Here is a 14,678-nt window from a genome sequence, read left to right on the forward strand (position 1 = left end):
AAGTAGGTCATCGTCAGACTAAACACAATACAAACGCCCTCGATCTCAAAAAGATCAAGGGCGTTTGGCCGTCTACAAATACAAAACAAAAAACAACCACAAGCAGCCGACAAAAAACCGACCGGGTCTGGTCTCGAGGGAAGTTCCGGTCGGCAATACTTCCGTTCAGGCGCGTGCGGGAATCAGCAATTCGGCTTCGCCATCAAGAACCACGGTCGCGCCCACGGTGCACACCGTCGAAAAAACCGCGCGACGCTTCTCCGTCTTCAGTTCCTTGACCGTCACCCGTGCCACGACGGTATCGCCGATCTTTACCGGTGCTTTGAACTTCAGCGTTTGCGACAAGTAAATGCTCCCGGGACCAGGGAGGCGCGTTCCGAATACGGCCGAAATCAGTCCTGCGGACAGCATGCCGTGAGCGATCCGGCCGCCGAACATCGTGCTTGCGGCGAATTCCTGGTCCAGGTGAACCGGGTTGGTGTCGCCGGAGACCCCTGCGAACATCAGGATGTCGGCTTCGGTAACAGTGCGGGAGACGGACGCGCTCATGTCCAATTCGAGATCCTCGAATCGATGACTGTATACCTCGCTGAAATCGCGTTGTGTGCTGCTCATGAATTCTCCTTTTTAGATGGGGAAGGGAAGGCGGATGCCGTGCTCCGACGCTACAGGCTCCGCATGCTAAAATCAACTTCAGTTTAGGCCCGGTGTGCTGGCTCTGTGTGCGACTCATGGGGTCGGCCGGGGGGCGAAGCGTATGCATTTGGCGTTGTTTTCAAGGGCGTGACCTGCATCACGCGCTAACTCCCCAGGTTGAGCTAGCCTTGCAGAACGGGAGGGGGCAACACTGCTAGAGAAGAGCACCCGCGCCTTCTCAGGGCTCTCATGACCGTTGTGTGGTTCTCAAGTTAGAGGCGCAAGATGCTGAAGGTCTTCAGTCATTACCTTCCCACTCATACGCTGCAGCAGGTGCTGTTCGATGCCGTGAGCCTGTTTGTAGTGGTCATGGTGGCCGTCGCGCTTCAGGCGTCACCTGCCGTGGTGGAGTGGGCGGTTTCCATTCCGTCTGCGCTGGGGTTTGCGGCGATCATGATTGCGCTCAACGCTGCGATGGGGCTATATCGCCCGGTATACCAGCGTTCGCGTCGTCAGGCATTCGCCCGTGTTGCCTTGTCGCTTGTCGTGAGCACTCCGGTAGCGTACGTGATCTTTGGGCTGCTGCCGTGGGCAGAGATTGCACCCCATTCGCTGCAGGTGAGTGTTCTCATCCTGCTCTGTTCCCTGCTGATGGTTCGTGGACTGGTGAACCAGCGGCAGGCGGCCGGCTTCTTCATCCCCCGAGTACTGATCGTCGGCACCGGGCAAGACGCGCGGATGGTGCAGCGTGACCTTACCCGTCCCTTGCAGCAGAGTGTCGAAATCGTCGGCTTCCTGCCGGTGAGCGGCGGGGAGCGGATAGAGGTCGAACCGACGGGCGTATTGCCGCCGGGTAGCCTGGTTGATGTCGTGCGTAACCTGCGTGTTGACGAGGTGATCGTCGCTGTGCGTGAGCGTCGGGGAGGAGTGCTGTCGCTGCGTGAGCTTCTCGACTGCAAGCTCGCGGGGGTCCGCATTCTGGATCTGTCGTCGTTTTTCGAGCGCGTTCAGGGGCAGGTGCGCCTCGATTCGCTGCGGGCGAGTTGGCTGATCTACGGGGATGGTTTCAGGCAGGGTTGGGCGCGGACGTTCGTGAAGCGCTGTTTCGACCTGGTGGTCGGAGCGACGCTGCTGATTGTTGCTTCGCCGATCATGCTTCTGACGGCTCTCCTGATCCTCTTCGAGGACGGCGCACCTATCTTTTATTCGCAGGAGCGGGTTGGGCGCGGTGGAAAATCTTTCCGGGTGATCAAGTTCCGCAGCATGCGAAGGGACGCCGAGAAGGACGGCAAGCCGCGCTGGGCTAGCTCGAACGATGATCGTGTCACGCGTGTGGGTCGGGTGATTCGCAAGCTGCGTGTCGACGAGCTGCCTCAGTTGTTCAACGTTCTCGCGGGCGAGATGAGTCTTGTAGGTCCGCGTCCGGAGCGGCCCTATTTCGTGGATCAGCTGACGCAACAGATTCCGTTTTACGCTGTTCGCCATTGCGTCAAGCCTGGCGTCACGGGGTGGGCGCAGGTGCGCTATCAGTACGGTGCTTCGGTCGATGACGCAGCCGAAAAGCTGCAGTACGACCTGTACTACGTGAAGAACCACTCGCTCATTCTTGACACGCTTGTTCTGTTTGAGACCGTGCGTGTCGTGCTCACCGGTGAGGGAGCGCATTGATCTGACAATGCCAATGGGGCTCATGAAGAGCGAAGTCGTGCGCGTCGACGTGCTTATTGCGAGTCTGCGATGAGAGGAGGCGCCTGGCGTGGCTGAAGTCGCGACCTGGAGTTATGGGCTTGCGGCGTTTGCCTATTTCTTCTTCGGGCTTTACATCTTTTTCGCCTGGCGTGGTGCCTTGCCCGGCGGCGTCCTCTTTGGCGCGGTAGCGGTCTCCTTCCTTTGGGCCGCACTCTCGGCCGCCAACGCGAACGAGCCTCAGCTTGTTCTGGCGCTCGGTGCAGCAGGGCTCGACGTCCTGCGCAGTGGCGCCTGGTATGGATTCCTGATCGTTCTTTCCAGGCCTTTGTGGGCGGGCAGGCTGCGATGGCCTGCAGCGCTTGCTGCCCTTGTGGTCCTGTTCCAGATTGGCGCACTGGCTTTCGAGGCCTTGGTAGGCAGTGATGCGTTGCCGTTACGGCCGCTGCTGGCTGCATGGCTCGCGCACGCAATCGTAGGGTTGATGCTCGTCGAGCAACTCTACCGCGGCGTACCGGGCACTTCGCGCTGGGGCATCAAGCCCGCATGTCTCGCGCTGGCCGCAGGCTATACCTTCGAGCTCTATCTCTTCGCTGATGCGTTCCTGTTCGCGCGTATCGACCAAGATGTGTGGGCGGTACGCGGAATCGCGCACGCACTGCTCATCCCGCTGATTGCCCTGTCCGGTACGCGAAGCCCTTCGTGGACGCTGCGCATGTCGGTGTCGCGCGAGATCGTGTTTCATTCCACTGCGCTCGCTGGCGCGGGGCTTTACCTGCTGGTGATTGCGGGTGCCGCCTACTACGTGCGCTACTTCGGCGGCGACTGGGGACGCGCGCTACAGATGACGCTGCTGTTCGCCGGGCTGGTTCTGCTCGGCGCGCTGCTGTTCTCGGGGGCTCTGCGTGCGAAGTTGCGCGTGCTGATCAGCAAGCATCTGTTCTCCTATCGTTACGACTATCGCAACGAATGGTTACGTTTCACGCAGGCGCTGTCATCGGCCGACCACGGGCTCGATCTTGGTCAGTCAGTGATCCGGGCGCTGTCCGATCTCGTGGAAAGCCCCGGTGGGGGGCTCTGGCTGGCAGATACGTATGGTAACTGCACGATGCACTCGCGCCTCAATCACCGGCAATTGCAGGTAGCCGAGCCGCTTCAGTCTCCCTTCTGCCGTTTTCTCACGGAGCGCGAGTGGATCCTGAATCTCGAGGAGTACCGGGTGCAGCCTTCACGTTACGAGGGGCTGGTGCTGCCGGAGTGGCTTTCCGGCCTCGAGGAGGCCTGGCTCGTGATTCCGCTCAAGACCGGTGACCGCCTGATCGGCTTCGTGGTGCTCAGTTCGCCGCGCACGCCCTTCGATATCGACTGGGAAGTGCTGGACCTGTTGAAGACGGCACAGCGCCAGGCCGCTGGCTATCTCGACCGGATGCTCGCTGCCGAGGCGCTGCTCGAGGCACGCAAGTTCGATTCGTTCAATCGCATGTCGGCCTTCGTCGTCCATGACCTGAAGAATCTCGTCGCGCAGTTGTCATTGATGCTGAAGAATGCCGAACGACATCGTGACAACCCGGAGTTCCAGAAGGACATGCTGGAAACCGTGGCGCATGTCGAGTCCCGCATGCGGGGGTTGATGACGCAGTTGCAGGAGAAGCGCTCGATCGACCCGCCACGTGTGGTGGATGTCGTGGCGCTGCTGCGCACGGTGCGGGACCTGAAGCGCCGGCAGCGCCCGTTAGTCGACCTGCGGCTCGGCGCGGCAGTGTCGTGCGAGGTCACGGCGCATCCCGAGCGATTGGAGCGAATCATCGGGCATGTCGTGCAAAATGCACTCGACGCGACAAATGAGGATGGTAGTGTGTCCGTGACACTCGAGTTCGCCAGCGCTGAGCGCGTGCACGTGGTGGTCGAGGACAACGGCTGCGGCATGAGCTCCGAGTTTGTCCGCGATCGCCTCTCCCGCCCTTTCCAGACCACCAAGGCCAGCGGAATGGGGATCGGCGTTTTCGAAACACGCCAGTATCTGGAAGAGATCGGGGGCACGCTGCGCTACGACAGCGAGGTTGGTGTCGGAACCCGGGTCACGATCGAGCTTCCAATGAGTCGTCGTGATCTTTGAAGAATTGAAATGAGCAGGGAACCCGTGAATTCGACCACCGAGAAGCGCCGAACCCTCCTGATCGTGGAGGATGATCCTGCACTGCAGAAGCAGATGCGATGGGCCTTCGACGCCTGTGACACCATCGTGGCGGACGACCGCGAAAGCGCGATCAATCAGCTGCGCAAGCATGAGCCCGCCGTGGTGACGATGGACCTCGGCTTGCCGCCCGCGCCGGATGACGTCACCGAGGGCTTCAAGTTGCTCAGGGAGATCCTTGCGCTCTCGCCCGATACCAAGGTGATCGTCCTCACCGGGCAACACGATCGCGAAAACGCCGTCAAGGCAGTGGGCATGGGTGCCTACGACTTCTTCGCCAAGCCCTTCGAGCCCGAGTTGCTCAACCTGACCATCGATCGCGCCTTTCGCATGCACGATCTGCAAAAGGAGAATGCCCGTCTCTCCGCGCTCGAGGGCAGCCCGCTGTCGGGCCTGCTCACACGCGATCCGGGCATGCTCAAGATCTGCAGGACGATCGAAAAGATCGCGCCGGCCTCGGTCACCGTGGCGCTGCTTGGCGAGAGCGGGACGGGCAAGGAGATTCTCGCCCGCGGCCTGCATGCGCTGTCCACCCGAGCGCCCGAGCGCTTCGTGGCCATCAACTGTGCGGCGATCCCCGATGCCCTGCTCGAGAGCGAGTTGTTCGGCTACGAGAAGGGCGCTTTCACCGGTGCCGTCAAGCAGACACTCGGGAAAATCGAAACCGCGCACCGCGGCACCTTGTTCCTCGATGAGATCGGCGATCTTCCGATGTCGCTGCAGGCCAAGCTGCTGCGTTTCCTGCAGGAGCGCAAGATAGAGCGCATTGGTGGCCGCGAGGAAATTTCAGTTGACGTGCGCATCGTCTGTGCGACGCACCGTGATCTCAAGGCACGAATCCAGACCGGCCACTTCCGCGAAGACCTCTACTATCGACTGGCCGAGATCGTGGTCGAGATACCGCCCCTGCGCGATCGCGAGGGCGACGCGACCTTGCTCGCGCACGCATTCGCGCAGCGCTTCGCGCGCGACAATGCGCGCCGAACGCCGACGCTCGCTGAGGACGCCTTGTCAGCCATCGAGGCCCACAAGTGGCCAGGCAATGTGCGCGAGCTCGAGAACTGCATGAAGCGCGCGGTGATCATGGCCGACGGCGACTGCATCACCGCGACCGATCTCGGTCTGCAAGCGCCCGATGAAGACCTCGAGCACCTGAATCTGCGCGCGGTACGTGATGAGGCCGAGCGTAATGCCGTGCTCAAGGTCATTGCGCGTACGAATGGAAACATCGCCCGTGCCGCCGAGATCCTCGGTATCAGCCGGCCCTCTCTGTATGATCTGCTCGGCCGCTTTGGCCTGAAGAAGGAGAACGTTGCGTGAGTCAGAAGCTGAATGCATTTCGCCCCCTTGGGTGGTCGGCGCGGGCCCACGGTGTGGCCGTGGTGGCGCTGTCGGCGGCCCTGCTCGCGGGCTGCGGGCAAAGTCCCGAGGACATGCTGGCGTCCGCCAAGTCCTACATGGAAAAGCAGGACCTCAGCGCGGCAAGCATTCAACTCAAGAACGCCCTGCAGGAGAACGGGAACCTTGCCGAGGCTCGTTTTCTGCTCGGCAGCATCCACGTCGAGCAGGGTGACGCCGTCGGTGCGGTGAAGGAGCTGCAACGGGCCCGGGATCTCGGCTATCCGCAGGAGCAGGTCGCGCCCCTGCTGGCCCGCGCGCTGCTAAGGGCGGGCGAGTTCGACACCTTGCTCAAGGACTTTGCCGAGACCCGCGTCGCCGCGCCCCGTGATCAGGCGGTGATCCTCGCCGCACTCGGCGACGCGAACCTGGCCAAGCGCGACGCCGACCAGGCACGCGCAGCCTATCTCGATGCGCTCGCCAGCGATCCCGATCAGGCTGAGGCGCGCATCGGCCTCGCCCGTACCCACATCATCAAGGGTGACCTCAAGGCTGCCGAGGACGAGGTGCGCGAGGCGATCAAGCGCAATCCGGAGAGTGCGGAGGCCCACGCAACGCTCGCCGACTTGCTGATGATGCGCAACGAGCCGGAGCAGTCCCTGCTGTCCCTGCGCGAGGCAATCAGACTGGCACCGCGCGCCGTCAACTACCACTTCGCACACGTGTCACAACTGCTGCGTCAGGGCAATGCGCCGGAGGCCGAGGAGGCCTTGCAGGCGATGCAGGCGGTGGCCGCGTCGCATCCGTCGACGCGTTACCTCAAGGCCTTGATGGACTACCAGGCCAACCGCCTGGTCGAGGCGCGCGACACCCTGCTGCAGGTGCTCAAGGACGCGCCGCAGTACCTGCCGGCGGAGTTGCTCGCAGGGACCGTGCTGGTGCGGCTCAACGAGCACACGCTTGGGCGCAGCCATCTCGAGCGCGTGCTCGAACGCGCACCGCGCGAACCCATGGCACGCCGCACGCTGGTCGCATCGCACCTTGCCACCGGAGAGGCGCAGCGAGCGCTCGAGGTGCTTCAGCCGCTGCTTCAGACGCAGGATGCCGATCCCCGGCTGCTTGGCCTGGCGGGCCAGGTGTTCCTCGCCAACGGCGATTTCGAGCGCTCGGAAGAGTATTTCGAGCGTGCAGCGCGGGCGGCGCCGGACGATGCCCAGGCCCGCATGCGACTCGGCGTGGCGCGGTTGGCCGGAGGCGACACCTCCGCGGCCTTTGCCGACCTCGAGAGCGCCGCGCAGATGGACGACTCGGCCTTCCAGGCAGACCTTGCGCTGGTGATGGCGCATCTTCGCCGCGGCGAAACCGACAAGGCGCTCGAGGCCCATGCCCAACTCGAGCGCAAGCAGCCAGACAACCCGCTGGTGCACAACTTGCGTGGCGGCCTGATGCTCGCCAAGCGCGACGTCCCGGCGGCCCGTGCTGCCTTCGAGAAGGCGCTGTCGCTGCGGCCCGAATACCTCTCGGCGGCGATCAATCTGGCGCGCATCGACCTCTCCGAGCGGCGCCCGGACGATGCGCTGGGGCGGATCAAGGCGGTCATCGAGCGCAATCCGAAGAACGTCGAGGCCTTGCTCACGCTGGCCGAGTTGCAGCGCACCACCGGTGCCGCGCCGGCCGATGTGCTCGCGTCGCTCGAGCGTGCCGAGGCTGCGTCCCCGGGTGCAGTCGCGCCCAACCTGGCGATCGTCCAGCACCATCTGCGCCAGCGCGAGTTCCCGCGCGCGCTGCAGGTCGCCCAGAAAGTGGCGGCGGCGCACTCCGAGGATCCGCGTGTCGTGGAGGCCCTTGCGCGCACACAACTGGCTGCGGGTGACAGCCAGCAGGCGATCTCGGCCCTCAACAAGCTTGCCGGCCTGCAGCCGCGCTCGGCTCAGCCTTGGGTGATGCTTGGCGACGTCCAGCGTTCGCTCAAGAACAACGGTGCGGCCGAGCAGGCGCTGCGTCGGGCGCTCAGCATCGCACCCGACACCGTCGAGGCCCAGCAGCGCCTGATTGCTCTGCTGCTCGAGGGCGGCAAGCGCGACGAAGCGCTGAAGGTCGCGCTCGACGCACAGGCACGGCAGCCCCAACGTGCCGCGGGTTATCTGCTCGAAGGCGAGATCCAGGGCACGGCGGGCAAGTGGGCCGATGCGGCAGGCGCCTACCGCAAGGCACTCGACAACGGCGGTGGCGGACAGGCGGCCATGCGCCTGCACGCGTCGCTGCTGCGCGGCGAGCGTAAAGCCGACGCCGATCGCATGGCGTCCGACTGGCTGTCCAAGAATCCGACCGACCTGGTGATGCGCGGCTACCTGGCCGAACGTGCCCTTGCCGACAAGCGCTATGAAGACGCCAGGACGCTGTTTGCCCGCATGCACGACATGGCACCGCAAAACGCGCTGATCCTGAACAATCTCGCGTGGACGGCCAAGGAGCTCAAGGACCCCAAGGCGCTCGAGTATGCCGAACAGGCTCTGCGCCTCGCCCCCGAGAATCCTGCGATCATCGACACCGTCGGCATGATCCAGATCGAGCGTGGCGAGTTCGATGCCGGCATCACCAACCTCAAGCGCGCGGTTGCGCTCGGTCCGGATCTGCTGCCACTGCAGCTCAACCTGGCCAAGGCGCTTGCCAAGGCCGGGCGCGGTGGCGAGGCGCGCACCCAGCTCGACACCCTGCTGCCACGGCTCAAGGAAGGCACGCCGTTGCACGGCGAGGCGCTTGCGCTGCAAAAGACGCTCTGAACACTGAAACGACCCAAAGTAACAAGGAACACCAACATGACCACCATCGCCGTCATTGGCCTGGGCTACGTCGGCCTGCCGCTCGCCGTGGAGTTCGGCAAGAAGTTTCGCACCATCGGTTTTGATCTCTCCGCCGAGAAGGTTGCCGCTTATCGTGAGTTCTACGACCCCACCGGCGAGGTGTCGTCGGAAGACCTGCGCGCCGCAACCCAGCTCACCTGCCACACCGACCCCGCCGTTCTGCGCGAGGCCGACTTCGTGGTCATCGCCGTGCCCACGCCGGTGGACGACGCGCACCAGCCCGACTTCACCCCGCTGGTCAAGTCCTCCAAGACCGCCGGCCGCCATCTCAAGCGCGGCGCCATCGTGGTCTATGAATCCACCGTCTATCCCGGCGCCACCGAGGAGGTCTGCATCCCCATCCTCGAGCGCGAGTCGGGCATGAAGTGGAAGCAGGACTTCTTCGTCGGCTACTCGCCCGAGCGGATCAACCCGGGTGACAAGGAGCGCACGGTCACCAAGATCCTCAAGGTGGTCTCCGGCGACACGCCCGAGACCCTGGCCAAGGTGCAAGAGGTCTACGGGGCGGTGATCACCGCCGGGGTGTATCCGGCGAGTTCGATCAAGGTCGCCGAAGCCGCCAAGGTCATCGAGAACACCCAGCGCGACCTCAACATCGCGCTGATGAACGAGCTTGCGGTGATCTTCCACAAGATCGGCATCGACACGCTCGAAGTGCTCAAGGCCGCCGGTACCAAGTGGAACTTCCTGCCGTTCCGCCCGGGGCTGGTGGGTGGCCACTGCATCGGTGTGGATCCGTACTACCTGACGCACAAGGCCGACATGCTCGGCTATCACCCCCAGGTCATCCTCGCCGGGCGCCGCATCAACGACGGCATGGGCAAGTACGTGGCCGAGCAGACCGTCAAGGAAATGATCGCCGCCGGCTCCAGCATCAAGGGCGCCAGCGTCATCGTGCTCGGACTCACCTTCAAGGAGAACTGCCCCGACCTGCGCAACAGCAAGGTCATCGATGTGATCCGCGAATTGCAGAGCTACGGCTGCAAGGTCCATGTGCATGACCCGGTGGCCGCGTCGGCCGAAGCCGAGCATGAGTACGGCGTGCAACTCGAGCCTTGGGACGACCTGCCGGTGGCCGACGCAATCGTCGCTGCCGTCGCGCACAGTGAATACCTCGAGATGTCGCTGCCCGCACTGCTCGGAAAACTCACCCCGGGCGGGGTATTCTCGGACGTGAAATCGAGCTATGACCCCGCCGCATTGCTGGAAGCGGGCGTACGGCTCTGGCGTCTCTGAGCTACATCTGCCATAAAGGGACATGGCAAAGAAAAAACACAACTCATCCGCTCAGTGCGCACCCACGAGCAAGCAGTCCTCGCTCGGGCGTCGTGTTCGGCAGGTCCTGGGCCTGTCGGTTGCGCTTGCCTGTTCTGCGCAGGCTGCCGCTGCCGATGAGAGCCTGGTCGCACGCGCGTTCGCCGAGCAGGCCAGCTATCTGGCGCGGGAGGCCCTGAGCTACGAGCACGGGGAGGGAGTGCCCCGTGACCAGGCCTATGCGGCACGGCTGTATTGTGAATCGGCGCGCCTGGGCGATCCGGAGGGCATGTATGCCCTGGGGTGGATGTATGCCAATGGCCGCGGCGTCGAGCGCAATGACGAGTACGCGGCCAGTTTCTTTGCGATGGCGGCGAAGAAGGGCAACGAGTACGCCGCTCGCATGCAGCGCTTCACCGGCGAATCCTCCGGCTCGCTGCCCGAATGCATGCAGACGCCGTCGTCGCTCATCGTGCAGCGCTGGCCGATCGAGGCGCTGGTTGCCCGTTTGCCACCGGCACGTCAGAAAGTGGCGCGCATGCTCACCGAGCTGGCGCCGAAATACGGCATCCAGCCTCAGTTCGCGCTCGCGATCGGCTTGACCGAGTCCGCGCTCAACCCGCAGGCCGTGTCGCCGAAGAGTGCCATGGGCGTCATGCAGTTGATTCCCGAAACCGCCGAGCGCTTCAACGTCGGCAACGTCTACGACCCCGAGCAGAACATCCGCGGCGGGCTGGCCTATCTGCGCTGGCTGCTCGCGTATTTCGAAGGTGACATCGCGCTCGCCTCCGCCGGCTACAACGCGGGCGAGGGCGCGGTCGATCGCCATCGGGGCGTGCCGCCCTACCGCGAGACGCGCGCCTACGTCGAACGCATCCTGCGCCATGTCGGCCAGGCGCAGCATCCCTTCGACAGCAGTGTGGTGTCGCCGAGCCGGATGTTGCGCACCCTGCGTCTCGCAAGCCAGGAGGGGCGCGGGACGTGACGGTGTCTGGGCCCGCGAGGTGGGGCGCGGGGCGGCGCCGGTTCCTGATGTGGGTACTCGCCTTGCCCTTGTCTGGGGGCGTGATTTCGCCCGCGATGGCTGATCTGGTGAGTACCGTGCCGCGTATCAAGCCCTCGGTGGTGGCCGTCGGCACCTACCAGCGCACGCGCAGCCCGGCCTTCCAGTTTCGTGGCACGGGTTTCGTCGTCGGTAATGGCCTGCTGGTGGCAACGAACGCGCATGTCCTGCCCGAGCGTCTCGATACCGACAATATGGAGGCGCTGGTGATCGTCGTCCCGGGCGCTGGCGAAACCGGAACGGTGCGGCCTGCCCGCGTCGTGGCCAGCGAACGCAGTCGTGATCTGGCCGTGTTGCGTCTCGAGGGCGGGCCAGCGCTGCCGGCGCTGCGTCTGGGCTCGAACGCGCGCGTGCTCGAGGGCCAGGAGATCGCCTTCACCGGCTTCCCGATCGGCAACGTGCTCGGCATGACGCCGGTCACGCACCGGGGCATCGTGTCCGCGATCACGCCGATCGGCATTCCGCAGGCCAACTCGCGCAACCTCAACCCCGCCCTGATCCGCCGCCTCGCCAACGATGTGTTCCGCGTCTACCAACTCGATGCGACCGCGTATCCGGGCAACAGCGGCAGTCCGCTCTACGATCCGGTCAGCGGTGAGGTGCTGGGTGTGATGAACATGGTGTTCGTGAAGTCGACCAAGGAGAACGTGCTGTCCGATCCCTCCGGCATCAGCTACGCAATCCCCGTCGAATATCTGCAGCGCCTGCTTGCCGACCCGAAGTAGGCCAGCGCGCACGCGCGCCCTTCAGGATTGCGTGCTGGACAGAATCGCGTCGGCGAGCGCTGTCGGGGTGGCGACTGCACGCCAGTGCGGTGCCATTTCGGCGCTACTCAGGCTGCCATAGCCCCAGGTCGCGGCGATGAAGGGCAGGCCGTTGGCGTCTGCCGATTCACCGTCCTCGCTGCGATCGCCGACATACACCGCCTGATCGTGCGCAATGCATTCATCCTGCATCAGGCGCGCGATCATCGCTGCCTTGTGCGGCAGGCGCGGCTCGAACAGATCGAGCGCATACACCGTGGCAAAGTGGGTGGCCCAGCCGAGGTGCTCGAGGATCAGCCGGGTGGGCAGCAGGCGCTTGTTGGTGGCTATCGACAGCGTGCACCCCGCGCCAACCAGCCGCTCCAGCATCGCGCCCACGCCTTCGTAGGCAGCGGTCTGGCGGTAGCCGGTGGAGTCGTAGCTCGCCTTGAAGCCTGCGGCCAGGGGGTCGATCACCGCAGCTTCGGTCGTGCCCGCCAGCATCTGAAGGGTTTCGAGCAGCGGCGGGCCGACGATCGAGGCGTCGATCGGCACCACGGCCTCACGGCCCGCGGCGGCGAAGGCGTCGCGATAGCTTGCGAGGATGGCGGGGGCGGAGTCGATCAGGGTGCCGTCGAGGTCGAACAGCACATGGGCGTAACGCAGCATGCGGGCAGGCACCGGACGTGCGGTCATCGGGGTGCCGACCGCAAGGATGAAAGTGGTCCCGTCACCAGGAATCGAACCTGGATCTGGCGCTTAGGAGGCGCCCGTTCTATCCATTGAACTATGACGAGACTCAGGGCCGGCATTCTAGCTGTTCGGGGGCGTCGGACCAAGTGCCGGTTCGTCGGTCCGCGGCGGGAACAGGAATGCACCCGGCGCGCGCAGCAGGCGCTTCGCCAGCAACCCACCCAGGCTGCGGCCCTGCGCGAAGCTGATGCGGCGCGCGCGCATGGCCACGCTCAGGGTCAACGTGAAGCTCACCAGCAGGTTGGTGATGCCGATCAGCAGCACGCCGGCAAAGGCGATCGCCACCGTGGTGGCGGGGATCGAGAAGTCGAGCGCCGCCGCGGCATAACCCAGGTAGGCCGACGAAAAGGCGATGTGGCGGATGTCGATCGGCAGTCCGAACAGCACGCCGATTGCGGTCGCGCCGCCGAGCAGGAAGCCGAAGAAGAAGTTGCCCGTCAGCGCGCCGACGTTCTGCTCGACGTAGGCGGCAAAGCGTTCGGCGCGCGCCTCGCCGAGCAGCCGGCGCAGGCTGCGCAACTGGCGCAGGCGCTGGGGGACGCGGTTGTAGGCGGAGAGATTGTCGTAATAGGCGGCGATCAACCCGGACATGAAGAGGCACACGCCCGCGATGGCGGCGAACAGCAGGGCGCCGCCGCGCGGATCGATCTCGTCGAGCAGTTGCTGAGCCTTCTCGGGCGTGACGAAGTGCTCGCCGGTGCCGAACTTGATCACGAAGCCCACGATCAGCGCCACCGGAATCGCCAAGCCGATGTTGCCGAGGATGGCGCCGGTCTGGCTGCGTATGGTGCGCACGATCAGGTCGGCGAGCGCTTCGAGGTCGCGCGTCTTGCCCTTGGCCTCGCCGATCGAGGCGGCGATCGCGTTTGCGGTCATGGCAGGCTGTTTGGTGGCGACCGTGCCGCCGAGCATGTGGATCAGCATGAAGCCGAGGCCGTAATTGAGGCAGAACGACAGCAACTCGTTGAGCGGAGCCATGCCCTGGCTGTCGAGTACGATCTTGTTGGCGGCCATGAAGGCGATGATCAGGCCCCCGAGCGCTGCCGACGCGAACAGCCTGAAGTACTCGGTGCGGGAACTGGTGATGTAGTGTTCGCCCGTCCTGCTCGCGCTCTCGGTCATGCGCAGCGATAGCAGCTCGACGTTCTTGCCCCAGTAGTCGGCGAGGATGTTCTTGCGGCACTCGGCGCGCACCAGGGTCTTGAACAGGCGCACGATGCGCGGCGCGGCGTCTTCCACCACGCGCCGCGTGCGCAATTCACCGAGCAACTCGATCAGCTCGTGGATGCGCTCGAGGTGCTGGCGCAGGCGCTCGAGCTTGAAGGTGAGCGTGAGGCTGGTGCCGATGCGCATCGCGCGCTTCCTGACGCGCTGCAGCACCTCGTCGCACTGGTGCAGCATCACGCTCAGATGCTTGTCGTCGGCGATCAGTGCGCCGGGCGTGGTCCACCAGTCGCTGTAATGCTGGATATAGGTCAGCAACTCGGCGTTCTGGGCCAGAAAGGGGGACTCGTACTCCTCGAGGTTGGGGTCGATGCGCACCAGTTCCGGATCCAGCCCAATCGCCGAGACGTGGAAGGAGAGCACGCGCAGCGACTCGAGGATCTCCCCGACTGCGTTCGGCAGCGGGCTGGCGTCTTCCTCGAACATCGGCGTCTGGTGGCCGACCAGCAGGCGCAGCAGCTCCAGCCAGTCGGCATCCGCAATGGCGTTGACCCAGACCTCGTCGTCCACGCGATGGAACACCACCGACAGCAGATCCTTGAGGTAGGCGGTGTCGATCACGTCGGGGAGCAGGCGGCCCCCGATGCGGCGCGAGGTCTCGGAGAAGAACCCGGTCGAGGGCAGCAGGCCGGAGGAGACGTACATCGTCACCTGCTTGCGCTCGTCGAACAGGCGCAGCATCGCGCTGCGCAGCACGTTGAGCAGATCGGGGCGGCGCGCCAGCAGATTGCACAGCGCGCGCAGGTTCTCGGTGGCCTTGTCGGTCTGGGTCGGACGCGGCGGGCGCAGTTTGTCGACCAACGCCACCCACAGGGCGACCTGGTCCTGGTCGGGCTGACCAAAGCGTTCGAGGAGTCTTTCCATCGTGTTCATGTACCTGTTTTCTGCGGGCCGCGGAACGGGATGGGGCCGCGCAGGGGCGC

Annotated in this window: 10 protein-coding genes and 1 tRNA gene; 7 read left to right on the forward strand and 4 right to left on the reverse strand. The window is 64.5% G+C overall.

Annotated features, from left to right (window positions below):
* Positions 1–165: 165 nt before the first annotated feature.
* The gene (locus RBT54_RS11045; RefSeq protein WP_320367112.1) at positions 166–615 is read right to left on the reverse strand and encodes a MaoC family dehydratase; all 450 of its coding nucleotides are present in this window, start codon (positions 613–615) and stop codon (positions 166–168) included.
* Between the two features lie 306 nt (positions 616–921).
* On the opposite strand from RBT54_RS11045, the gene RBT54_RS11050 reads away from it, so the two are divergent.
* From RBT54_RS11050 to RBT54_RS11080, 7 genes are all read left to right on the forward strand, one after another.
* On the forward strand, positions 922–2,304 hold the full coding sequence (locus RBT54_RS11050) for a TIGR03013 family XrtA/PEP-CTERM system glycosyltransferase (RefSeq protein WP_320367114.1): 1,383 nt from the start codon (positions 922–924) through the stop codon (positions 2,302–2,304).
* A gap of 88 nt (positions 2,305–2,392) precedes the next feature.
* The gene (prsK, locus tag RBT54_RS11055; protein WP_320367116.1) at positions 2,393–4,438 is read left to right on the forward strand and encodes an XrtA/PEP-CTERM system histidine kinase PrsK; all 2,046 of its coding nucleotides are present in this window, start codon (positions 2,393–2,395) and stop codon (positions 4,436–4,438) included.
* Between the two features lie 9 nt (positions 4,439–4,447).
* The gene (prsR, locus tag RBT54_RS11060; protein ID WP_320367118.1) at positions 4,448–5,836 is read left to right on the forward strand and encodes a PEP-CTERM-box response regulator transcription factor; all 1,389 of its coding nucleotides are present in this window, start codon (positions 4,448–4,450) and stop codon (positions 5,834–5,836) included.
* Positions 5,833–8,637, forward strand: coding sequence for an XrtA/PEP-CTERM system TPR-repeat protein PrsT (gene prsT, locus RBT54_RS11065; RefSeq protein ID WP_320367119.1), 2,805 nt, complete (start codon positions 5,833–5,835; stop codon positions 8,635–8,637). Before prsR ends, prsT begins: the two co-directional genes overlap by 4 nt.
* Before the next feature lie 36 nt (positions 8,638–8,673).
* Positions 8,674–9,954: a nucleotide sugar dehydrogenase gene (locus RBT54_RS11070; RefSeq protein ID WP_320367120.1), complete on the forward strand. Its 1,281-nt coding sequence runs from the start codon at positions 8,674–8,676 to the stop codon at positions 9,952–9,954.
* Between the two features lie 22 nt (positions 9,955–9,976).
* On the forward strand, positions 9,977–10,957 hold the full coding sequence (locus RBT54_RS11075) for a transglycosylase SLT domain-containing protein (protein WP_320367121.1): 981 nt from the start codon (positions 9,977–9,979) through the stop codon (positions 10,955–10,957).
* A 47-nt stretch (positions 10,958–11,004) separates the two neighbouring features.
* On the forward strand, positions 11,005–11,760 hold the full coding sequence (locus RBT54_RS11080) for a serine protease (RefSeq protein ID WP_320367122.1): 756 nt from the start codon (positions 11,005–11,007) through the stop codon (positions 11,758–11,760).
* 21 nt (positions 11,761–11,781) lie between these two features.
* Here the strand turns inward: RBT54_RS11080 and RBT54_RS11085 are convergent, their stop codons facing one another.
* From RBT54_RS11085 to RBT54_RS11095, 3 genes are all read right to left on the reverse strand, one after another.
* Positions 11,782–12,447 (reverse strand): HAD family hydrolase, encoded by a 666-nt coding sequence (locus RBT54_RS11085; RefSeq protein WP_320367193.1) that lies wholly within the window; start codon positions 12,445–12,447, stop codon positions 11,782–11,784.
* Between the two features lie 53 nt (positions 12,448–12,500).
* Positions 12,501–12,575: transfer RNA gene (locus RBT54_RS11090), tRNA-Arg, on the reverse strand.
* Between the two features lie 16 nt (positions 12,576–12,591).
* Complete coding sequence (locus tag RBT54_RS11095) at positions 12,592–14,619, reverse strand: site-specific recombinase (RefSeq protein WP_320367194.1); 2,028 nt, start codon at positions 14,617–14,619, stop codon at positions 12,592–12,594.
* Positions 14,620–14,678 lie beyond the last annotated feature (59 nt).

Origin of the sequence: Thauera sp. (genome assembly GCF_034003485.1) — a bacterium.
Taxonomy (GTDB): Bacteria; Pseudomonadota; Gammaproteobacteria; order Burkholderiales; family Rhodocyclaceae; genus Thauera.

What these genes read in the sequence shown, in the direction of transcription:
- prsR (WP_320367118.1), top strand. Translation starts at nt 4,448, where the DNA reads ATGAGCAGGGAACCCGTGAATTCGACCACCGAGAAGCGCCGAACCCTC.
- RBT54_RS11075 (WP_320367121.1), top strand. Translation starts at nt 9,977, where the DNA reads ATGGCAAAGAAAAAACACAACTCATCCGCTCAGTGCGCACCCACGAGC.
- RBT54_RS11045 (WP_320367112.1), bottom strand. Translation starts at nt 615, where the DNA reads ATGAGCAGCACACAACGCGATTTCAGCGAGGTATACAGTCATCGATTC.
- RBT54_RS11050 (WP_320367114.1), top strand. Translation starts at nt 922, where the DNA reads ATGCTGAAGGTCTTCAGTCATTACCTTCCCACTCATACGCTGCAGCAG.
- RBT54_RS11095 (WP_320367194.1), bottom strand. Translation starts at nt 14,619, where the DNA reads ATGGAAAGACTCCTCGAACGCTTTGGTCAGCCCGACCAGGACCAGGTC.
- RBT54_RS11080 (WP_320367122.1), top strand. Translation starts at nt 11,005, where the DNA reads ATGTGGGTACTCGCCTTGCCCTTGTCTGGGGGCGTGATTTCGCCCGCG.
- RBT54_RS11070 (WP_320367120.1), top strand. Translation starts at nt 8,674, where the DNA reads ATGACCACCATCGCCGTCATTGGCCTGGGCTACGTCGGCCTGCCGCTC.
- RBT54_RS11085 (WP_320367193.1), bottom strand. Translation starts at nt 12,447, where the DNA reads ATGCTGCGTTACGCCCATGTGCTGTTCGACCTCGACGGCACCCTGATC.